The 21,625-nt window shown below is 31.9% G+C and carries 17 protein-coding genes and 1 other RNA gene; 11 read left to right on the forward strand and 7 right to left on the reverse strand.

Annotation, left to right across the window (positions count from 1 at the left end):
* The first annotated feature begins 40 nt into the window (after positions 1-40).
* From nhaC to ACP15M_RS03390, 3 genes are all read left to right on the forward strand, one after another.
* On the forward strand, positions 41-1,510 hold the full coding sequence (gene nhaC, locus ACP15M_RS03380; RefSeq protein ID WP_425075763.1) for a Na+/H+ antiporter NhaC: 1,470 nt from the start codon (positions 41-43) through the stop codon (positions 1,508-1,510).
* A gap of 104 nt (positions 1,511-1,614) precedes the next feature.
* On the forward strand, positions 1,615-2,244 hold the full coding sequence (locus tag ACP15M_RS03385) for a peroxiredoxin (protein ID WP_425075764.1): 630 nt from the start codon (positions 1,615-1,617) through the stop codon (positions 2,242-2,244).
* 121 nt (positions 2,245-2,365) lie between these two features.
* On the forward strand, positions 2,366-2,614 hold the full coding sequence (locus tag ACP15M_RS03390) for a putative signal transducing protein (protein WP_425075765.1): 249 nt from the start codon (positions 2,366-2,368) through the stop codon (positions 2,612-2,614).
* A 77-nt stretch (positions 2,615-2,691) separates the two neighbouring features.
* Here ACP15M_RS03390 and ACP15M_RS03395 read toward each other — a convergent pair whose 3' ends face one another.
* The gene (locus ACP15M_RS03395) at positions 2,692-4,317 is read right to left on the reverse strand and encodes an ABC-F family ATP-binding cassette domain-containing protein (protein WP_425075766.1); all 1,626 of its coding nucleotides are present in this window, start codon (positions 4,315-4,317) and stop codon (positions 2,692-2,694) included.
* Between the two features lie 187 nt (positions 4,318-4,504).
* Here ACP15M_RS03395 and ACP15M_RS03400 point away from each other — a divergent pair, with 187 nt between their 5' ends.
* A complete protein-coding gene (locus ACP15M_RS03400; protein ID WP_425075767.1) occupies positions 4,505-5,944 on the forward strand; it encodes a TlpA family protein disulfide reductase in 1,440 nt (479 codons plus the stop codon).
* A 61-nt stretch (positions 5,945-6,005) separates the two neighbouring features.
* On the opposite strand, the gene fsa is transcribed toward ACP15M_RS03400, so the two are convergent.
* The 4 genes from fsa to ffs all read right to left on the reverse strand — a co-directional run bounded on the left by fsa (position 6,006) and on the right by ffs (position 8,287).
* Positions 6,006-6,659 carry a fructose-6-phosphate aldolase gene (gene fsa, locus ACP15M_RS03405; protein WP_425075768.1) on the reverse strand — a complete coding sequence of 218 codons (654 nt, stop codon included), beginning with the start codon at positions 6,657-6,659 and terminating at the stop codon, positions 6,006-6,008.
* 152 nt (positions 6,660-6,811) lie between these two features.
* Positions 6,812-7,234, reverse strand: coding sequence for a hypothetical protein (locus tag ACP15M_RS03410; RefSeq protein ID WP_425075769.1), 423 nt, complete (start codon positions 7,232-7,234; stop codon positions 6,812-6,814).
* 43 nt (positions 7,235-7,277) lie between these two features.
* Positions 7,278-8,081: an SDR family oxidoreductase gene (locus tag ACP15M_RS03415; RefSeq protein ID WP_425075770.1), complete on the reverse strand. Its 804-nt coding sequence runs from the start codon at positions 8,079-8,081 to the stop codon at positions 7,278-7,280.
* 107 nt (positions 8,082-8,188) lie between these two features.
* An RNA gene (gene ffs, locus ACP15M_RS03420) (signal recognition particle sRNA small type) lies at positions 8,189-8,287 on the reverse strand.
* A gap of 87 nt (positions 8,288-8,374) precedes the next feature.
* Here ffs and ACP15M_RS03425 point away from each other — a divergent pair.
* The 4 genes from ACP15M_RS03425 (at position 8,375) to ACP15M_RS03440 (ending at position 12,821) form a co-directional block, all read left to right on the forward strand.
* Complete coding sequence (locus tag ACP15M_RS03425) at positions 8,375-9,406, forward strand: glutaminyl-peptide cyclotransferase (protein ID WP_425075771.1); 1,032 nt, start codon at positions 8,375-8,377, stop codon at positions 9,404-9,406.
* A 72-nt stretch (positions 9,407-9,478) separates the two neighbouring features.
* Positions 9,479-10,282, forward strand: a complete 804-nt coding sequence (locus ACP15M_RS03430) for a carboxypeptidase-like regulatory domain-containing protein (RefSeq protein ID WP_425075772.1) — start codon at positions 9,479-9,481, stop codon at positions 10,280-10,282.
* A 132-nt stretch (positions 10,283-10,414) separates the two neighbouring features.
* On the forward strand, positions 10,415-11,158 hold the full coding sequence (locus ACP15M_RS03435; protein WP_425075773.1) for a hypothetical protein: 744 nt from the start codon (positions 10,415-10,417) through the stop codon (positions 11,156-11,158).
* Between the two features lie 121 nt (positions 11,159-11,279).
* Positions 11,280-12,821 (forward strand): right-handed parallel beta-helix repeat-containing protein, encoded by a 1,542-nt coding sequence (locus tag ACP15M_RS03440; RefSeq protein ID WP_425075774.1) that lies wholly within the window; start codon positions 11,280-11,282, stop codon positions 12,819-12,821.
* An 85-nt stretch (positions 12,822-12,906) separates the two neighbouring features.
* On the opposite strand, the gene glyA is transcribed toward ACP15M_RS03440, so the two are convergent.
* On the reverse strand, positions 12,907-14,181 hold the full coding sequence (glyA, locus tag ACP15M_RS03445) for a serine hydroxymethyltransferase (protein WP_425075775.1): 1,275 nt from the start codon (positions 14,179-14,181) through the stop codon (positions 12,907-12,909).
* Between the two features lie 202 nt (positions 14,182-14,383).
* Here glyA and fahA point away from each other — a divergent pair, with 202 nt between their 5' ends.
* The 3 genes from fahA to ACP15M_RS03460 all read left to right on the forward strand — a co-directional run bounded on the left by fahA (position 14,384) and on the right by ACP15M_RS03460 (position 20,631).
* Positions 14,384-15,676, forward strand: a complete 1,293-nt coding sequence (fahA, locus tag ACP15M_RS03450) for a fumarylacetoacetase (protein ID WP_425075776.1) — start codon at positions 14,384-14,386, stop codon at positions 15,674-15,676.
* A gap of 116 nt (positions 15,677-15,792) precedes the next feature.
* Positions 15,793-16,980, forward strand: coding sequence for a hypothetical protein (locus tag ACP15M_RS03455; protein ID WP_425075777.1), 1,188 nt, complete (start codon positions 15,793-15,795; stop codon positions 16,978-16,980).
* Between the two features lie 189 nt (positions 16,981-17,169).
* Complete coding sequence (locus tag ACP15M_RS03460) at positions 17,170-20,631, forward strand: DUF7619 domain-containing protein (protein WP_425075778.1); 3,462 nt, start codon at positions 17,170-17,172, stop codon at positions 20,629-20,631.
* A 54-nt stretch (positions 20,632-20,685) separates the two neighbouring features.
* Here the strand turns inward: ACP15M_RS03460 and ACP15M_RS03465 are convergent, their stop codons facing one another.
* Positions 20,686-21,600, reverse strand: a complete 915-nt coding sequence (locus ACP15M_RS03465; RefSeq protein WP_425075779.1) for a helix-turn-helix domain-containing protein — start codon at positions 21,598-21,600, stop codon at positions 20,686-20,688.
* Between the last annotated feature and the right edge of the window lie 25 nt (positions 21,601-21,625).

Raw genomic sequence — 21,625 nt, forward strand, 5'->3', positions numbered from 1 at the left:
TTACAAAATCGTAACATTACAAAACAAAAATCAAGATTAAATGCAAGACGACGATAATATTTCAAATTTTAAAGCAGACAAACAAAATATTGTAAAAAATAAAGAGCTTAATATTTTTGAAGCACTTGTTCCTGTAGTAATTTTAATGGGCTTATTAGCTTATAACATCTTTTTTGTTGAAGATCAAGAATGGTTAGGAGCCTACACCAATCAACTTATTCTATTAATGGGAGGTTTTGTAGCCATGATTGGAGGTTTTATGAATAAAGTCCCATTAATGGTTATGGTTAAAGAAGTATGGGAAAACTTAAAAAGTGTATTCGTTCCTATCATGATTTTATTTTTAGTTGGAGCACTCGCAGGCACGTGGTTGGTAAGTGGTGTGATTCCTGCAATGGTTTATTATGGATTGCAAGTGTTGAGCCCTGAAATATTTCTACCAGCTTCGGTCGTTATAGCTGCACTTATTTCAATTGCAACTGGCAGTTCATGGACAACCTCTGCAACCGTTGGCATTGCATTAGTTGGTATTGGTACAGCTTTAGGCATTCATCCAGGAATGATTGCAGGTGCTGTAATATCTGGCGCTTATTTTGGAGATAAAATGTCACCTTTAAGTGATACTACAAACTTAGCTCCTGCTATGGCTGGAACAGATTTGTTTACACATATTAGATATATGACGCTAACTACTGTACCAACTATCATAATTACTTTAATTGCTTTTAGTGTAATTAGTTTTTCCATTGACACTTCTGGCGAGACAGATATTAGCGGTTTATTAAACTCTACTGATACTACTTTTAACATTTCTCCTTGGTTATTTTTGGTACCATTAGCAGTAATCGCTTTAATTTTATTAAAAACAAAACCACTTATTGCTTTAGGTTGTGGTGTTGTTCTTGCAGGAATATTTGCAGTCATTTTTCAACCTGAAATCCTTATTAGTTTAGCAGATTCAAAATTTGAAGCCATTTTCAATTCCATAATTACCGATACATCCATTACAACTGATAATGAAAAACTTAACGACTTATTTTCTGCTGGAGGAATGAATGGCATGCTTTGGACCATCTACTTAATACTTTGTGCAATGGTATTTGGTGGTATTATGGATGCCATTGGAGCCTTATCAAGAATTACTCAAGCCTTATTATCGGTAGCCGCTACTGTATTTGGATTATTTGCTAGTACAGTTATAAGTTGTTTAGGATTAAATGCAATTGCTTCAGATCAATATTTAGCATTGGTAATTCCTGGAAAAATGTTTAAGAAGGCGTATGAAGACAAAGGTTTAGCGCCAGAAAATTTAAGTCGAACACTAGAAGATTCAGGAACTGTAACGTCTGTATTAATTCCTTGGAACACCTGTGGAGCCTACCAATCTGGTGTTTTAGGCGTTGGTGTTGGTGAGTATTTTTTATACGCTATTTTTAATTGGCTAAGTCCGTTTACCACATTATTATTTGCTGCATTCAGAATAAAAATAAAGCAACTAACTACTAAATAGTTAATACCTATCGGCAAATAAAAAATTCAAATTTGTATTCGTTCAAACAAGCAATCTATTGTACTATATTTGCATAGAAAATTAATCTTTTTAAATATAAAAACATGGTATTAGTAGGTAAAAAAGCTCCTGAATTTAGTGCACAAGCAGTTGTAAATGGTAGAGAATTTGTTGAAGATTTTTCATTAAATCAGTACAAAGGTAACAAGTATGTTATTCTTTTCTTCTACCCAAAAGATTTCACTTTTGTTTGTCCGACTGAATTACATGCATTTCAAGATAAATTAGCTGAGTTTGAATCTAGAGGTGTAGCTATCGTTGGTGTTTCAACCGATACTGAGCAATCTCATTTTGGTTGGTTACAAGTTGATAAAGGTCATGGTGGTATTAAAGGTGTTACATATCCTTTAGTTGCAGACACAAACAAAACTATTTCTGCAAATTATGATGTATTAGCTGGAGAAACATATTACGACGAAGATGATATGTTACAATCTGAAGGTGAGTTAATTGCTTACAGAGGATTATTCTTAATTGATAAGGAAGGTGTTGTGAGACATCAAATTGTAAATGACTTACCATTAGGAAGAAACGTTGACGAAGCAATACGTATGGTTGATGCTTTACAATTTTTTGAAGAAAATGGAGAAGTTTGTCCTGCAAACTGGAGCAAAGGAAAAGAAGGTATGAAAGCTAATCACGAAGCTACTGCTGAATATTTAGCATCTCACTAATTTTTAGAATCTTCAATAGATAAAAAAACCACTTCAATTGAAGTGGTTTTTTTATGAATTAATTAATCGGATAAATGGTATATTTTTTGTAAATTACTATAAGAATTTTAAATCGTAAATTATGACAGATACAAATTATAATAAAGTCTTTTCTGGTAATTTTATAGTCGTTCAAATGATAAAAGACCGATTGGAAAGCGCTGGCATTAGTCCGATAATTAAAGACGAATCAGAATCTGGTCGTTTAGCTGGTTTTGGAGCTTCTATTCAAGGGTTTCAAGAATTATACGTTAGCAATGAAGAGCTTTCTAAAGCTACTGCTATTGTAGATGCCGTAAATGAAGAAATAAGTTCTTCAAATGAATCTTAAGTATTTGATTCATTTTTAAACAAAAAAAGTTGGTATTATATGATACCAACTTTTTTGTTTTATAATATTCTCTTCTTTTAAGCTGTAACCGAATACATCTTTTCGCGAAGTTCTTTAATTTTTTTATCGTTCATATACTCATCAAAAGTTGTGTAACGATCAATTATTCCACCTGGAGTTAACTCAATAACTCTATTAGCTACTGTTTGAGCAAATTGATGGTCGTGAGTTGTAAACAACACAGTACCTTTAAAATTTTTGAGCGAATTATTAAAGGCAGTAATACTCTCTAAATCTAAGTGGTTTGTTGGTTCATCTAACATTAGTACATTAGCTCTAACCATCATCATTCGGCTTAACATACAACGTACTTTTTCTCCTCCAGACAATACATTTGATGTTTTAAGCGCTTCTTCTCCACTAAAAATCATCTTACCTAAAAACCCTCGTATGTAAACTTCTTCACGTTCTTCTTCTGTAGTTGCCCATTGACGTAGCCAATCTACCAAAGTTAAATTATTATCAAAATACTCACTATTATCAAGTGGTAAATACGATTGAGACGTTGTAATTCCCCAAGCATATTTTCCAGCTTCAGCAGTTTCTTTTCCGTTGATAATTTGGTAAAAGGCTGTAGTTGCTCTAGAATCTTTAGAATAAACAACTACTTTGTCACCTTTATTCAAATTAATGTCGATATTTTTAAACAACACATCTCCATCAATTGAAGCGGCTAACCCTTCAATATTTAAAATTTGATCTCCAGCTTCACGATCACGTTCAAAAATTATAGCAGGATAACGACGACTAGAACGTTTAATTTCAGCCACATTAAGCTTCTCAATCATTTTCTTTCTACTTGTTGCTTGCTTAGATTTAGCAACATTTGCAGAAAAACGTCTAATAAACTCTTCGAGCTCCTTTTTCTTTTCTTCAGCCTTTTTATTTTGCTGAGCATGCTGTCTTGCAGCAAGCTGAGAAGACTCATACCAAAATGTATAATTACCAGAGTAGTGATTAATTTTTCCGAAGTCGATATCAGAAATATGAGTACATACAGCATCTAAAAAGTGTCTGTCGTGAGATACAACAATTACACAGTTATCGTAATTTGCCAGAAAATTTTCTAGCCAAGAAATGGTTTCATAATCCAAGTCATTGGTAGGCTCATCCATGATTAACACATCAGGATTTCCAAAAAGTGCTTGCGCTAAAAGCACACGTACTTTTTGTTTACCATCTAGATCTTTCATTAAGGTATAATGAAACTCTTCTTTAATACCAAGATTAGATAACATTGCAGCTGCATCACTATCGGCATTCCAACCATTCATTTCTTCAAATTGTACTTGAAGCTCTCCAATTTTTTCGGCATTTTCATCTGTATAGTCTGCATATAGTGCATCAATTTCAGATTTGAGTTTAAAAAGAGGCTTGTTTCCCATGATAACAGTTTCAAGAACTGTATGCTCATCATATAAATTATGATTTTGCTCTAAAACCGACATACGCTTACCTGGTTCTAAATGAACATGTCCAGAAGTAGGCTCTTGTTTTCCTGCAAGGATCTTTAAAAATGTGGATTTTCCTGCTCCATTGGCTCCAATAATTCCGTAACAATTTCCATTATTAAAAGTTGTGTTAACTTCGTCAAATAGAACGCGCTTTCCAAATTGAACTGAAAGGTTAGAAACTGATAACATATCTAGTATTTTAATTTTTTGCAAAAGTAGAAAAACCAATCCATTGTAAGAAACAACTAAGACTAATTTATTTTTAAATATAAATTACCTAAAAACATAGCATACATAAGATTTAACAACGAATTAACAAGACTTAATAATGACAAGCTCTATTTTTGTTATGTTTATTGAACGACCTACAACATCTATGAAATTATATTTCTACACCTTACTTACTACTTTGCTTTTTATGAGCTGTAAAAATTCTAGCTCATCTAAAGGTGATTATGCATATTTTGGTGGAGAAATTATAAATCCTAACAACAACTACGTTACCATAAATAATACGCTTGGTAACAAAGACACAATTTACCTAAATAAGAATAATAGATTTTTATATAAAGTTGAAAACCTTGTACCTGGTTTATATTCATTTACTCATGGTGGAGAATACCAAACTATTTTATTAGAACCAAATGACAGTTTACTTTTTAGATTAAATACCAACGATTTTGACGAATCTTTAGTGTATACAGGAATTGGATCTAAAAAGAACAACTACCTTATAAAATCCTTTTTAAGTGATGAGATTGAAAATAAGGAGTTTATGCAGACTAGCCATTTGGAGCCAGAAGTATTCATGAAACATATGAATAAACTCAGAAAACGAAAACTAGAACATTTAGATCAGTTTTCATCAAATAAACCAACTTCTGACCTATTCAAAAGTATTGTAAAATCTAGTATCGATTACAATCATTATGCTTATCATGAAATGTATCCATTTGGATATTACGGAAACCATAAATTAATTCATATTAAAGATTTACCTGAAGAATTTTATGAGTATCGAAAAGCTATAAATCTTAACGATGAGCAATTAAGCGAACTTTATGTTTATAATAGATTTTTGTTTTGGCATTTTAATAATATGGCTTTAAAACAATATTACAAAAATGGTAATCATGGTGTTTTTAACAGAATGGCTTTAAACTACAATACTGAAAAACTAAGGCTCATTGATAGTTCTATTACTAGCGAAAAAATTAAAAATTACTTATTAAAACATGTCACAAAAGATTTTGTATTAAATACAGATAATCGTGATGCCACCAATCAAATAATTAATTATTACTTTGAAAAAAGTACAGATTCTAAAGATAAAGCTTATTTAAAAGACCTTGTAAAATCTGCAAATAAATTAACACCTGGCAATATACTTCCTGATGCTAGTATTATAAACTATAATGGAAACACTTTAAAGTTAAGCTCGATTATAGATGCACCAACTGTAATTTATTGTTGGTCGACTAATTTTAAAATGCATTCTAGAAATAGTCATTTTAAAATTAAAGAATTGAAGGCAAAATTTCCTGAAGTGAATTTTATTGCCATTAATTTTAATGATAATGATTTACACTATTGGAAAAAAACAGTTAGATCTTTAAAATATACACCTAAAAATGAATACATGTTTTCTAACCCTTCTAAAGCCATAGAAAAATATGTTATTACGTTCTCTCATAAAATCTTTGTCATTGATGAGCAAATGAAGATTGTCAATTCTAATGTTGGTCTTTATAGCGAAGAAATGATTAAATGCTTAAAAAAGGTGTCTTCACCCAATTCATCATCAAATACAAAATAAAAAAACACTCTTGAACATATTCAAAAGTGTTTCTTTTTATATCGTTTGCTACCTAGTAAGTTTAGTTGCCTTTATTATAATCTGCTAAAAACTTTTCTAAACCTATATCTGTTAAAGGATGCTTTAACAATCCAACTATTGAACTTAAAGGACCAGTCATGACATCTGCACCAAGCTTAGCACAATCTATAACATGCATTGTATGACGAACAGAAGCTGCAAGAATTTCGGTATCAAATCCATAGTTATCATAAATCATTCGTATTTCTGCAATAAGATTTAATCCGTCTGTAGAGATATCATCTAAACGACCAATAAAAGGAGATACATACGTTGCTCCAGCTTTGGCTGCCAACAAAGCCTGACCTGGTGAAAACACCAAAGTCACATTTGTTTTAATACCCTTATCACTAAAATATTTACAAGCTTTTACACCATCTTTAATCATTGGCAACTTGATAACTATTTGGTCGTGAAGTTCTGCTAATGCTTCTCCTTCTCTAACCATACCTTCAAAATCTGTTGAAATAACTTCGGCAGAAACATCACCATCTACAATATTGCAAATGTTTACATAATGTTTCATAATATTATCATGACCAGTTATTCCTTCTTTTGCCATTAATGATGGATTTGTGGTAACACCATCTAAAATACCCATATCTTGAGCTTCTTTTATTTGATCAAGATTTGCTGTATCGATAAAAAATTTCATATAAAATTGTGTTATTATTTCTTCATTTTTGATTGAATTAATTTCAGAATTGAAGAAACGTCGTTGTGATTAAATGTTGTCACGAAATTACAACTTAAACCTTGTTTTAATACCATCTTTTTTTTAAAACATATCAACAAAGTTATATGCAATTACAACTCGTTAATAGTAATTGTAAATTCTTTTGAAGTTGAATCTGAACACATGACACTTTCATATTCGCCAGTGTCATCATCATAATTTAAAGGCGGATCGACATACAGTAATAACGTAAACCTAAAAGTTCCTGATATCTCTGGAGTTCCTTCAAAAGATACTGTTCTATAATTCGCGAACATTTGAATGCCTTCAGGCAAATCTCCATAAATGTCATAGAAATATCCATAATCATCATCACGAGGTTCATTTTTAATTTCTGTAGTAACTTCTTCATAATAATAAATGCCAACAACACCATCTCTAAATGTTTTATCATGAATCTCTGGTCGTTTATTTATAACACATTCAAATAGATCTTCACAGCTATATAATGTGAAAAAAGAGCAACATAAAAGAAGAAGTAATTGTTTTTTCATGATGATTGAGTTTCTCACTTATCATCAAAAAACATACCATGACTTATAGTTTATGGTGATTGAGTAATAATTTTTCGTAGACCTTACCTGGAAGGATTCGTTTTAAAATCACTGAAAACTTTTGCATAAAAGCTCCCACTTTGTAATGTATTTTTGGATGCGAAGTATTTATAATCTTATAAATAGCATTTGCAACTAAAGTAGGATCGTTTCCGTTATCAACATCTTCATCAATTGATTTTAATACTGATCCATATTGGGATTTATAAGGCGAATTTTCAGTTACTGATACATGATAACGACCTGCAGCAATATTTGTAGCAATATCGCCTGGAGCCAAGTTGGTCATTTGAATATTGAAATCCTTAATTTCCATTCTAAACGCTTCAGTTATTAATCCTAAAGCACCTTTACTTGCACTATAAATTCCTCGATAAGGCAAGCCCATGTATCCAGCTATCGAAGTGATGTTAATGATTAAACCTGAGTTTTGTTGACGCATTTGAGGTAACACAGATTTAATCACATTAATTGGACCAAAAAAATTGGTTTCGAAGTTACGTTTGATTTCTGCATCAGGAATTTCTTCAATCGGACCAGTAATTCCTGCTCCAGCATTATTAATGAGAATATCGATTCGTCCTGAAGTCTCAATTACTGCTTGAACGGCTTTTTTAATTGAATTAACATCTGCAACATCTAAAGCAATTAATTTAAACTTTGATGAAGCATAACGTTCTGGATTCCTACTCGTGCCATAAACGACATATCCTTTAGAGAGTAAAAACTCGCCTGTAGATTTCCCAATACCTGAAGAACCTCCAGTAATTAATACAACTTTAGACATAAATATAAGTTTAAAAGATAAAAGTAAAGAAGTTGAAAGTTAAATGCTATTAAAAGCAAAAAATCTTAGCAAATTATAAGTATCAAGACTTGAATTTAGCGCACAAAAAAAGGCAAGCTACCTACATCACACCGCTACGACCGCGTACCTTTGCTTCGTTCCCGACCTGGAGGATTAAGCAGGAGCTGGTTGTGTAGGACTTGCCGACTGCAAAGATACAATCTTTTAATACTTTTCCAACGATTTTTTTAACCGAATTTTATTAAATAACTTGCATCAAAATTTGATAAAAAATGTCTGCATTTAAATCTTTCATTCTCATAAGTTTATCTTTGTTATTGCTAAACTGTGGTAATTCTGAAAACAAAATAAACAACCTCTCTATACAAACTAATGTTAAGGATCATGTGATTAAATTAGGAGAAACACTTACACTCTCTATTAACAATCCTGATAACATTGAGATTTCTTCGGTAGATTATGTTTTAAATGACACATCTATTGATGAATCTATCGTTTTAAACAATCAACGTTTAGGTCAACAAACCATTACTGCTACAATAAGTTATGGAGAGCAAAAAACAAACATCTCAACTAAAATTACAATTCTTAATAATGAGCGTCCAAAGATATATAGTTACAAAATCGTTAATGAGTATCCTCACGACATCACTTCGTATACTCAAGGTTTAGAATTTTATAATGATGAATTGTACGAAAGCACAGGTCAGTATGGAGAGTCTAAATTGAGAAAAGTAGATTATAAAACAGGGAATGTGCTTAAAAATGTGAATTTAGCCAATCAATATTTTGGTGAAGGCCTAACCATTTTAAACGATAATATTTATCAGCTTACATGGCAAGAAAACACTGGGTTTGTTTACAATGTAGAGTCTTTTGAAAAAACTAGTAGCTTTAAATACGGACAAAGTAAAGAAGGCTGGGGAATTTGTAATGATGGAATCACACTTTATAAATCTGATGGCACCGAAAACATTTGGTTGTTACATCCTAAAACTTTAGCCGAAGATTCTAAGCTTCAAGTTTACACCAATAAAGGAAAAATAATTGGCATTAATGAAATGGAATGGATTAATGGTAAAATTTTTGCTAATCGTTATCAAAAAAATGGTGTTGCTATTATCAATCCAAAAAATGGAGCTGTTGAAGGTGTTATCGATTTTTCGCCACTTCGCAAATTAGTTACTCAGCATCAAGGTTTAGATGTACTTAATGGTATTGCTTATAATCCTGAAACCAAAACTATTTTTGTTACTGGCAAACGTTGGGATAAACTATTTGAAGTTGAAATATTTGAAAAGTAGTTTTACTCACTCAAATCTCCAGTTTACTCATTCTTTATTTTAAAACTATATATTCTTTAGGTTCTTTGAACCATGAGAACATCAATTCAAATAGACATTCCAAAACCTTGTCACGAAGATTGGACAAAAATGACTCCTAAAGAAAAAGGGCGTCATTGTGCATCTTGCAAAAAAACAGTTTACGATTTCACAAATAAAACAGACGAAAGTATTGTAAAAACATTTATATCTGACGGAAAAGTCTGTGGTCGGTTTAAAGTTTCTCAACTCAATAGAGAACTTGTCTTAAACAGAAAAAAGAAAAACAACTACTTATCCTTTATTGCTTCTACTCTATTTACTTTTTTAAGCATCGGAAATCAAGATATTAAAGCTCAAGAGACACCTGTTTTAACTAAAATAGATAAGGCTCTTCAAGGAAATCTAAATTTCGGAAGCATTACTAAAACCGATAAAGAAAAGCTAATTTATGGAAACGTCACATCTGCTTTAGATAGATTACCACTTCCTGGAGTAAATATTATAATTAAAGGAACCTCAAAAGGTGTACAATCAGACTTTGATGGTAATTTTAGTATTAAAGTAAAAACAGGAGATGTCTTAGTCTTTTCTTTTCTTGGAATGAATGAAAAAGAAATTATTATTTCTAACCAAAATACTATATCAATAAGCCTAGAAGAAGATATAAATGAATGCTTAAAGGTCGTAGTAATTGGATATCCTTCGGTAAATTATTATAATAAATGTGAAGCAAAAAAAAGAAAGAATCAGAGAAAACTACACCGTGAACAAATAAGAAACGGAAATATTGAGCGTACAAATGTTGGTAAATTCTTATATCGTATTACCAATATTTTTAGAAAAACAAAAGAATAGCTAGTAATATTAATAGTTACTATTCAATTTATACACCAAACTTTTGAAAAGGAAATGACTGTTAAAGTATCATAATTTCCATTTAGTTATGGTTCAATTTTTATTAATTTGAATCACTAACAAACCTATTTCTTGAAAAAAGCAAGTCTTCTTATTCTTCTGTTATTACCAGTTAGCATAGTTGCTCAAACTATTAATGGTAAAGTCTATGATGCAGAAACAACTGTAAAAGGTGCTTTAATTGTCAATATTTCGCAAAATATTATGACATACACCAATGATGAAGGTGATTTTAAAATTCAAGCAAAAGTAAAAGATACCTTGTATGTAAGTTCATTATTTCATACTAAAACACTTAAAGAAATATCAGAAAAAGACTTTAGTCATATAGTAATCATCGAAGTAAAAAAAACTATAAACGAACTCGATGCTGTGCTTTTAAGAGATGAGCGTGAAAAAAAGTTTGATTCCATCAAAATGGAAACCCAAATAACCAATCAAATTAAAGAAGATATTAAACGACATCCTTATAAATATGGAGTTCAACCTAAAGGAGGTATCGACTTTGTCTATATTGCTAAAATGATTGGTCGTCTTTTTAAAAAGAAAAAAACTGAAAAAGAACCAATCATTCCTATTACCTACAAAGAATTTGATACACTTTTCAAAAACGATTCCTTTTTTAATAATGTATTACTCACCTTCGATCTAAACATCCCAAAGAAATATCAACCATTGTTTTTTGATTATTGTGATGCACAAGAAATCGATTCAAAATTGTTAGACAAAAACAAACGCATGCACTTACTTGAAGAATTGGTCATTTGTAGCCAAGAATTTCAAGACATCATTGCTGAGTCAAAAAAAGACAATTAAATTATACGATTTACACTAAATTTTAGTTTTTATACCATAAATTGACTTCAAAAGTTTTATTTTTAGCCACATATTACGCGTTTATATTTCACATGTTTGCGCAGTAGATATTAAAATAGTTATGAAAAGAATATTATACTTTTTACTTACCATTTCAATCCTAATCTTTTGGAGTTCTTGTCGTAAAGACTTTGACTTTTCACCAAGTACAGGAGATTTAGCATTTTCTAAAGACACCATTTATTTAGATACTGTTTTTGCAGATATTGGCTCAAGCACTTATAACTTAAAAGTGTATAACCGAAGTGATGACGACATTTCAATTCCTAGTGTACGTTTAGCACAAGGCGAAAATTCTAATTACAGACTTAATGTTGATGGAATGCCTGGAAAAGTATTTGAAGATGTTGAGTTACTTGCAAATGACAGCCTGTTTATATTTATAGAAACTACTTATAATACTGAAGGAAATCCACTAGCTGATCTACAGTTTTTAGACACTGATGCTATTGAGTTTGATTCTGGTAGCAACCTTCAAAAGGTAGAATTGGTTACGCTTATTCAAGATGCTGTTTTCATTTTTCCTGGTAGAGATGAAGACACTCACGTTATTGAAACTTTAAGCTTTGATGTTGATGGCGATGGTACTCCAGACGAAACCACATTACAAGGTCGTTTTCTTGAAGATGACGAGCTTACATTTACTAACGAAAAGCCATATGTAATTTATGGTTATGCTGCTGTAGATGAAGGCGACGTACTCACTATTGAAGCTGGAGCTCGAGTACATTTTCATGCTAATTCTGGGTTATTAGTTACCAATAATGCTTCTTTAAAAGTAAACGGACAATTAAGTGACGACCAAGAGTTATTAGAAAATGAAGTCATTTTTGAAGGCGATCGTTTAGAGCCACTTTATGAAGACATTCCTGGACAATGGTCAACCATTTATTTATTTAATGGTAGTGTCGATAATGAAATTAATTATGCCACCATTAAAAATAGTACTGTTGGTGTACTCGTTGAAGGTGATCAAGATGCAGTAACAGATAAATTAACCATTACCAATTCAAAAATCTATAATTCTAGTAACTTCGGAATTTTAGCAAGAGCTACTTCTATTAGAGCTGAAAACCTTGTCATCAACAACTCTGGCCAGTCTTCTTTTGCTGGAACTTTAGGTGGAAAATACAATTTTACACATTGCACGATTGCAAATTATTGGAATTCTAGTTTTAGACAATTCCCTTCAGTATTACTGAATAATTTTTTGATCAATGCAGATAATTCAATTGTGATAAACAACTTAGAAGCAACCAATTTTAATAATTGTATTATCTACGGAAATGATAATGCTGAAATTGATATTGCTGGAGATTCTGATGCTGACTTAGACTATAAATTTACAGATTGTTTAATCCGTTTTCAGTCTAATCAAAATCCGTTTGATTTTGATGATGGTATTCATTTTGAACGCATTACTTTAAACGAAGATCCAGACTTCAAATCACCTTTTGAAAATGATTTAAGACTCAACGAAAATTCTGGTGCCATAGGTCTAGGTAATTCAATGTTACCTGTTCCTGATGATATTTTAGGGATTGATAGACTCTCTACATTTGATTTAGGTGCTTATCAGTTTGTCCCTTCAGAAGAAGATTAAAAATCTAACAACTAATTACAACACATAAAAAAAGCCTCTGAGTTAAATTCAAAGGCTTTTTTTTTATACTGACTGTAATTCTCTACTATTTAGAAAACAAAGGCTTATCACTCATCATCGCATTTACAGCTTCTGCAATAGTTTCAAGTTGAGTGTCATTATCATGATTATTAATTACATCGTCTATAAAACCTACAATAGTTTCCATATCTGCTTCTTTTAAACCTCTAGTGGTTATTGCTGCAGTTCCTACACGAATACCTGAAGTCACAAACGGACTTTTATCGTCAAAAGGCACCATATTTTTATTTACTGTAATATCAGCTTTTCCAAGGGCTTCTTCAGCAGCTTTACCTGTAATATCTTTATTTCGCAAATCGATTAACATCATGTGATTATCGGTTCCTCCAGAAATAATATGGTAACCTCTACTCACAAAAGCTTCAGCCATGGCAGCAGCATTTTTCTTAACCTGAAGCATGTAATGCATAAATTCATCAGACAAGGCTTCACCAAAAGCAATTGCTTTAGCAGCAATAATATGTTCTAATGGTCCACCTTGATTTCCAGGAAACACTGCAGAATCTAAAAGTGTAGACATCTTTTTTAGATTTCCATTTTTCAATTTTAATCCAAACGGATTTTCAAAATCTTGTCCCATCATAATCAATCCACCACGAGGCCCACGTAAGGTCTTATGAGTTGTAGTTGTAACAATATGACAATGTGGTAATGGATCGTTTAAAATGCCTTTGGCAATCAAACCAGAAGGATGCGAAATATCTGCTAACAATAAAGCATTTACACTATCAGCAATCTCACGAAAACGCTTAAAATCAATATCACGAGAATATGCTGAAGCTCCAGCAATAATCAACTGAGGTTTTTCACGAGTTGCAATCTCTTGAATCTTATCGTAATTTAAAACACCTGTCTCCTCTTCTACGCCATAAAAAACTGGATTGTAAAGTTTCCCAGAAAAATTAACTGGAGAACCATGAGTTAGATGTCCACCATGAGATAAATCGAAACCTAAAATCTTATCTCCTGGTTTTAAACATGCTGCAAAAACTGCAGTATTAGCTTGACTACCAGAATGTGGTTGTACATTTGCCCAAGTAGCACCAAATAAGGTTTTTACTCTATCTATAGCAATTTGCTCAACCTCATCAACAATTTCACAACCTCCATAATAGCGCTTACCTGGATAACCTTCGGCATACTTGTTGGTTAATACAGATCCTGCTGCTTCCATCACTTGGTCGCTAACAAAATTCTCTGAAGCAATAAGCTCCAAACCATTTATTTGTCGTTCTTTTTCTGCTTCAATGAGCTCAAAGATTTGTAAATCGCGTTGCATAAATATTATTAGAATTAAAATTTATCAAAAATAAGAAATCATCTTATGAAAAGGTTTTAAAAAAGTGAGTTTAACGCAAAGTTTTATAAGCAGGTTATCAACATTATTTTTTAACCTATTTTTTAAGATTTTATGCAAAAAAAACAAAAAAAAATATGTACGTTTGAATAGAAAACAAAAACAAAAAAACACCATATATATTATGTCTTTATCTGCAAATAATCCTAATAGAACTTCTTGGCTATATGTAAATAAGTATTCCGACTTTCCAATTCAAAATATCCCTTTTGGAGTTTTTCTTACAAGAGAAGATATTATTACCATTGGGACTCGAATTGGAGATACTGCTATCGACCTTGGAGCATTACACCAATTAGGCTACTTTGAAGGTATTCCTTTAACAGATGATATCTTTCTTCAGGATTCACTAAACGATTTTATTGCAGACGGAAGAAAAACATGGAGAGCTGTAAGAAATCGAATTGCTGAGATTTTTGACAGCAATAATGCAACGCTTAGAGATAATACTAAGCACAAAGAGATTGTTTGCTTTAGGTTAGATGAAATCGAAATGCAAATGCCTGTTTTAGTTGGTGATTATACCGATTTTTATGCAAGTAAGGAACATGCTACAAATGTAGGCACGATGTTTCGTGGTAAAGACAATGCATTGATGCCAAATTGGTTACACTTACCTGTTGGTTATCATGGTCGAAGTTCATCAATAATTACCACGCACATTCCAATTCACAGACCTCAAGGACAAACCATGCCTGAAGGTGCTGATGCACCAGTTTTTGGTCCAAGTAAATTAGTAGATTTTGAATTAGAAATGGCTTTTATAACTACTGATGCTAATGATTTAGGAGAATCAATTCCTGTAGAAGAAGCTGAAGAATACATCTTTGGTTTAGTAGTTTTTAATGATTGGTCAGCTCGAGATATTCAAAAATGGGAATATGTACCTTTAGGTCCATTTTTAGGAAAAAACTTTGCGTCATCAATGTCGCCTTGGATTGTGACTTTAGATGCCTTAGAACCCTTTAGAGTTGAAAGTCCGAAACAAAATCCAAAGCCATTAGAATATTTACAAACAAAAGGAAAAAAGAGCTTTGATATTCATCTTGAAGCTGGTATTATTCCAAAAGACGGAAAAGAAACACTGGTTTCTAAATCGAATTTTAAATACATGTATTGGAATATGGCTCAACAATTAGCACACCATACAGTTAATGGTTGTCCTGTAAACTCAGGTGACATGATGGGAAGTGGCACCATTTCTGGGCCAACACCAGATTCTTATGGTTCGATGTTAGAGTTAACTTGGAAAGGCACAAAACCTATAAAAATGAAAGATGGAACCGAACGTAAATTCATTAATGATTATGATACAGTTGTGATGAGAGGCTATTGCGAAAATGATGATGTTCGTATTGGTTTCGGACAAGTAAAAACACAATTATTACCAGTATTTAATCCGAAGAAAAAGAAGTAATTACTCATAATAAAAACATTTATAAAAACTCGATATAAGCTAATGGTTTATATCGAGTTTTTCTTTTGGCATCATATTTGAATTCTAATTAGAAACAATCATTAAAATCCAGAATTATGAAGAAATTATTACTCTCTACAGTAGCACTTCTTCTGGTACTAACATCGTGTAGCGGAAGAAAACAAATTGAAAGCGCCATAAGTCATGGTAATTATGACTTAGCTATTGCTAATGCACTTCGCAAACTCGAAAACAACAAAGACAAAAAGCGAAAACAAGATTACATCGTAATGCTTGAAGAGGCTTACTACAAAGTTTTGGAAGAAGATTTACTAGACATTGAACATCTTAAAAAAGATGGTAATCCAGAGCAATACAAAGCTATTTATGAAATGTATGTTGATCTTGATGAAAGACAAAATGCAATTAAACGTGTATTACCATTACAAATCAATGGAAAGAATTTAGATTTAAAATTCAATGATTATTCATCTGAAATTGTTGAATATAGATATAAAACATCTGATTATTTAATTGATGAAGGCATTGCGCTTTTAGATTCTGAAAATAAATATGATGCTAGAAAAGCATATGAAATCTTTAGCTACATAGAACGTATCAATCCAAATTTTGAAGAAACAAGGCATCTATTAACAGAAGCTCATGAAAAAGGAACTGATTATGTAAGCGTGTCTATTGAAAATCAAACACATCAAATCATACCTCAGCAATTAGAAGTCGATTTACTAAATTTTAACACCTATGGATTAGATCAATTTTGGACGGTTTATCATTCTGATGTAGTAAGCAATATTGATTACGATTTTGGGTTACAACTTCAGCTCAAACAAATTAATGTATCTCCTGAACAAGTGAACACAATTCAGAAATTAAGAGAACGTCAAATTATTGATGGCAAGGAATTTAAAAAAGATCGCAATGGAAATTTTGTCTTAGACAGTTTAGGGAACAAAATTAAAATTGATAAAATCATAAACGTTCGTGCTCGTTATTTTGAAACACACCAATTTAAATCAACTCATGTTATGGCAAATGTGGTTTATACTAATTTGAAAACAAATCAAACTATAGATATATTTCCAATAGATAGTGAGTTCATTTTTGAACATACTTATGCTACATTTAGAGGTGATAAAAGAGCGCTTAAGCAAAGAGATCGTGAGCTTATAAGAAGCAGACCTTTATATTTTCCAACAGATGCTCAAATGGTTTATGATACTGGTGAAGACCTAAAACTAAGATTTAAAGATGTACTAAATTCATATCTATTTAGACAAGGATAAAGTAAAAACTCCCACTATGATCATTGAGCTTACCGAAATGTGGGAGTTTTTTTTATAAACATTTCAATATTTGTATCTTAAAGCAAATTTATTCTCTAGATACATTTAGATGTAAGAAAAATATTATTCTAATTTTTACGCAACCATTTACGATTGCATGTATCTATTAAATAACTTAATCATTCAGCTATGAAAAAAATTATTTTATTTTCCTGTATCCTACTATCCTATTTATTATCTCATGCTCAAGACCCAACAGTTTATATTACAAATGGTGGATTTGGATATTCTGTTATTGAAGGAAACTCTTATGATTTTACCGTTAGTATGTATAGTGCAGCCACAACAGATGTTATTGTTGATGTATCAACAATTGCAAATACTGCAGATGCCAGTGATTATGTACCAATTAATACAACTGTAACAATTCCTGCTGGTCAGCTAAGTAGCAATGTGCTCTCGATTCCAACAACGAATGACTCAACCGTAGAATTGAATGAGTATTTTACTATAGAAGCTACAGTAACGTCTAGTAATACTCTCAATTCTGAAATCATACGATCAATAACACTTTGGGATAATGACGCAACTCCAACTGTAAATTTTTACGATACTCCTTCAATAGTTGAAGGTCAAGCTTTCTCATATCCTGTTACTTTAAGTAATTATTTTAGTTCAGATGTATCCATAGTTTTTTCTACATCTTCAGGTACAGCTGGTGCTTCAGATTATAATGACACATCGACTACAGTTACAATTCCAGCTGGACAAAATTCAGGAAATATTATTATCAGCACACTAGATGACACGCTCACAGAAGCTGATGAAACCTATACCATTTCAGGTAATATTACCACAGGAAATACCACAAACGCAAATGTTACGATTACTGTAACAATAATTGATAATGATACACCTCCTACTTTACTCCCTTTTTATGAATATACTACTTATGAAGGCAGTGGAAACAATAGTAGTTATGTATCTGTGAGTTTGGATCGGGAATTTAATTCAGATATAAACATCCAATTCAATACATCGAATGGAACAGCTGGAGATACCGATTTTACCTCAATTTCTCAAACTAAAACGATAAGTGCAGGTGATAGAAATACATATTTCATCATACCTATTACAGATGATGTCTTAGATGAACCTGAAGAAACTATAAACATAACTGCTACAGTTATATCTGGCAATACTGCAAATACAATGGTAACTGGAACTGTTACTATTATAGATAATGATGGTTTACCTGATTTCAAACTATCGAGTTACTTTAATGATAATAGTCCTACAGGTTCTATAGATAGTTTAGCTGCAGAAGAAGGATATCCAATAAAATTTTATTTAGCATTGACTCATCCAAGCCCTATCGATACAGACATTTCGATAACAACAACTAATGGAACAGCCGACAATTCAGACTATACAACATCAACAATTACAACTACAATTCCTGCTGGTCAATATCATAGCTCTTATGATGATTTGTTCTATTCAACGATTCTAGACGAATTAGACGAAGATGATGAAAACTTCTTTATTACTGCGCAAGTAACCTCAGGAAATACATATAATTCGAGCGTTACCGAAGAGGCTTTTATACTTGACAACTATGCTATTAATGCACAGCCAGACGACATTATCTCAATATTAGAAGTGGGAACAACTTTTCAAGTATTAGATAATGATACTTTTGAAGGCTTGCCAGTCAATGCGAGTGATTTAAATATTACACTTCTTGGCAATAATACTATTGGCGCAACCTTAAGTCCAACAGGTATACTTACTGTTCCTGCTAATATACCGATTGGTTATTATAATATACAATACGAAATTTGTGAGTCTGCCAATCCAACAAGTTGCGATACTGCCTATTTAATTATTAGAGTTGAATCTCCTTTAGAAGCTAGCTATACAGCAACTTATGTTGATTTCAATGGTGATGGATTCACAAGTGCTGGTGATACAGTTGAATTTGAATTCTCAATAACCAACAATGGAAATCAAACCATTACAGATATTGATGCAGATGTGTCTTTCCAAAATATAGACATTGTTGGAGGTCCACTTGCTAGTTTAGCACCAGGAATTACAGATGATACAACCTTTACAGCATTACACGCTATTACACAAGAGGACATTAATTTTGGTTACTACGGAGGAGATTTAGAAGGCGCATATTTTTTTGGAACTTATTATGGAAACGAAGTCATTGATTATCTATATGATGAAAGTCAAAGCTATCAGTTACAGCAATCTGATGGCTTAAAACTAAATGCTTTTGTTGACAGTAATGCTAATGGAATACAAGAAAGTGGTGAGCCCAATTTTCAGTTAGGTGAATTTGAATATGAGGTTAATAATGATGGTGTCATTCGTCATTTATATGTATCTCCACACTACTTATATGAATCAAATCCAAGCACTACTTATGATTTAAGCTATGTAGTAGATAGTGATTATGCTTCGGCAGTTACGAGTTCAGCCAGTTATTCTAATGTGACCGTTCCAACAGGATCTGAGATTACCACATACGACTTTCCAATTACAGCTACACCTTATGATGATTTATCAATTGATATTGCAGCCTCATGGAGACCTCCTATTCCTGGTTTTCATTACTGGAATTACATAACATTTACAAATAACTCCACAGAAGTAGTCAGTTCAGGAACCATAGATTTTACAATGGATAACGCTGTAAATCTTGACAATGTTTACAATGTCTCAAATTGGTATGGTTTTAATCCTGCAGCTTATACTACAACAGCCACTGGTTTTACTTATAGCTTTAGCAATTTGCAACCCTTCCAAACACGTCATCTTTGGGTGAAAATGTATGTGCCAACACTTCCAACTGTTAGTCTCGGACAATTGGTAAACAATTCAGTAGATATTGAGGTATTACCTGGAGATATTGTTCCTTCAAATAATTCGTCGAGTCTCACTCAAACGATAGTTGGTTCTTACGATCCTAATGATATTACAGAACGACATGGTCCAGAGATAGTCCATTCTGAATTTACTACAGATGATTACTTAACCTATACCATCCGCTTCGAAAATACTGGAACAGCAAATGCAATCAATGTGAGAATTGAGGATTTGCTTGACGAACAACTTGATGAATCCACATTAAAAATGGTTGATGCAAGTCATGCATATACGTTAGAACGTATTGGAAAGCAATTAGAATGGAATTTCTTCGGAATTGATTTACCGCCTTCAGAAGATGACAATTCACTTATTGGTCATGGCTTTTTGACGTTCAAAATAAAACCATTTCCAGATTATGCCATAGGTGATATTATACCTAATACTGCGGAAATTTATTTCGATTTCAATCCTGCTATTATAACCAATACATGGCTAACTGAATTTGTTGAAGAAGAATTGAGTGTCACAGATTTCACATTTGAAGGTTTGAAAATATATCCTATTCCAACAAAAAATAATCTTGTTATTGAAAATAATACTATAATAGATAATATTACAGTTACTTCTATTCTTGGTCAGCAAATCTTATATAAAGACATAAAAAATACAACTGCGCATATAGGACTAAGTAATATCACTAACGGAGTTTATTTCGTAACCTTATCTTCCAATAAAACTGAAAAAACTGTGAAAGTTGTAAAAGAATAGAGCCTAAGAATCAACTTAACATAATAAAAACTCCCAGACAATGTTTGGGAGTTTTTAATTAAATGTCTTTCTAAACTCTAGAGGAGATAGTTCTGTTTTATTTTTAAATAACTTTGAAAACGATGTTGATCTTTCAAAGCCTAATTTATAAGCGATTTCACTAATTGAAAGCTCAGTTGTAGATAATTGTTCTTTAGCTTTCACAATTAACTTCTCATGAATATGTTGTTGTGTACTACGCCCTGTCAGTGATTTGAGTAATCCGCTTAAATAGTTAGGAGACAAGTTTAAAGCTTCACTTACTCCTGCTACTGTAGGCAATCCTTTATCAATCAAATCGTCATTTTTAAAATATGCATGTAAATACACTTCTAACTTATTTAAAACCTGATGATTCATTTGTTTTCTTGTTATGAATTGTCGGCTATAAAAACGTTCAGAATAGTTTATCAGTACTTCTAAATGGGAAATGATTATCTTCTCGCTAAACTTATCAATATTTGAATGATATTCCTCTTGTATTTTTTTTAATATATCCAACATCTGAAGTTCTTCCTTTGAAGATAAAAACAAGGCTTCATTAATACTGTAACCAAAAAATTCACATTGAGATATTCGCTTTGAAAGTTCAGAATTCCATAAAAAATCTGGATGTATTAACAATAAAAAACCAGACGGATTACCATTCACATTCGGATTGTCACCCATACTCATTACTTGCTTAGGTGAAATAAAAACCATAACACCTTCGTCGAAGTCATATTCATTTTGACCATAAAAAAGTTTATGAGGCACATTGCGTTTTAAAGCAATGGTATAATAATCTTGTGTCCATTTTATATCATGAATATTTTCTGGATAATTAACCTCAGCGTAATCTATTAAACTAATAAGTGGATGTTCAGGAGGAGTTAGATTCGCAAAATGATGATAATCACTTACTTTTTTAAAATGTTTGATCGTTTTCATTATCTAAAAATATAAAACTGATTTT

The sequence above is a fragment of the Psychroserpens sp. S379A genome, assembly GCF_049800755.1.
In the GTDB taxonomy this organism is placed as follows: Bacteria; Bacteroidota; Bacteroidia; order Flavobacteriales; family Flavobacteriaceae; genus Psychroserpens.

Coding starts and splice junctions, on each gene's coding strand:
- nhaC (WP_425075763.1), top strand. CDS start 41: ATGCAAGACGACGATAATATTTCAAATTTTAAAGCAGACAAACAAAAT.
- ACP15M_RS03385 (WP_425075764.1), top strand. CDS start 1,615: ATGGTATTAGTAGGTAAAAAAGCTCCTGAATTTAGTGCACAAGCAGTT.
- ACP15M_RS03390 (WP_425075765.1), top strand. CDS start 2,366: ATGACAGATACAAATTATAATAAAGTCTTTTCTGGTAATTTTATAGTC.
- ACP15M_RS03395 (WP_425075766.1), bottom strand. CDS start 4,317: ATGTTATCAGTTTCTAACCTTTCAGTTCAATTTGGAAAGCGCGTTCTA.
- ACP15M_RS03400 (WP_425075767.1), top strand. CDS start 4,505: ATGAAATTATATTTCTACACCTTACTTACTACTTTGCTTTTTATGAGC.
- fsa (WP_425075768.1), bottom strand. CDS start 6,659: ATGAAATTTTTTATCGATACAGCAAATCTTGATCAAATAAAAGAAGCT.
- ACP15M_RS03410 (WP_425075769.1), bottom strand. CDS start 7,234: ATGAAAAAACAATTACTTCTTCTTTTATGTTGCTCTTTTTTCACATTA.
- ACP15M_RS03415 (WP_425075770.1), bottom strand. CDS start 8,081: ATGTCTAAAGTTGTATTAATTACTGGAGGTTCTTCAGGTATTGGGAAA.
- ACP15M_RS03425 (WP_425075771.1), top strand. CDS start 8,375: ATGTCTGCATTTAAATCTTTCATTCTCATAAGTTTATCTTTGTTATTG.
- ACP15M_RS03430 (WP_425075772.1), top strand. CDS start 9,479: ATGAGAACATCAATTCAAATAGACATTCCAAAACCTTGTCACGAAGAT.
- ACP15M_RS03440 (WP_425075774.1), top strand. CDS start 11,280: ATGAAAAGAATATTATACTTTTTACTTACCATTTCAATCCTAATCTTT.
- glyA (WP_425075775.1), bottom strand. CDS start 14,181: ATGCAACGCGATTTACAAATCTTTGAGCTCATTGAAGCAGAAAAAGAA.
- fahA (WP_425075776.1), top strand. CDS start 14,384: ATGTCTTTATCTGCAAATAATCCTAATAGAACTTCTTGGCTATATGTA.
- ACP15M_RS03455 (WP_425075777.1), top strand. CDS start 15,793: ATGAAGAAATTATTACTCTCTACAGTAGCACTTCTTCTGGTACTAACA.
- ACP15M_RS03460 (WP_425075778.1), top strand. CDS start 17,170: ATGAAAAAAATTATTTTATTTTCCTGTATCCTACTATCCTATTTATTA.
- ACP15M_RS03465 (WP_425075779.1), bottom strand. CDS start 21,600: ATGAAAACGATCAAACATTTTAAAAAAGTAAGTGATTATCATCATTTT.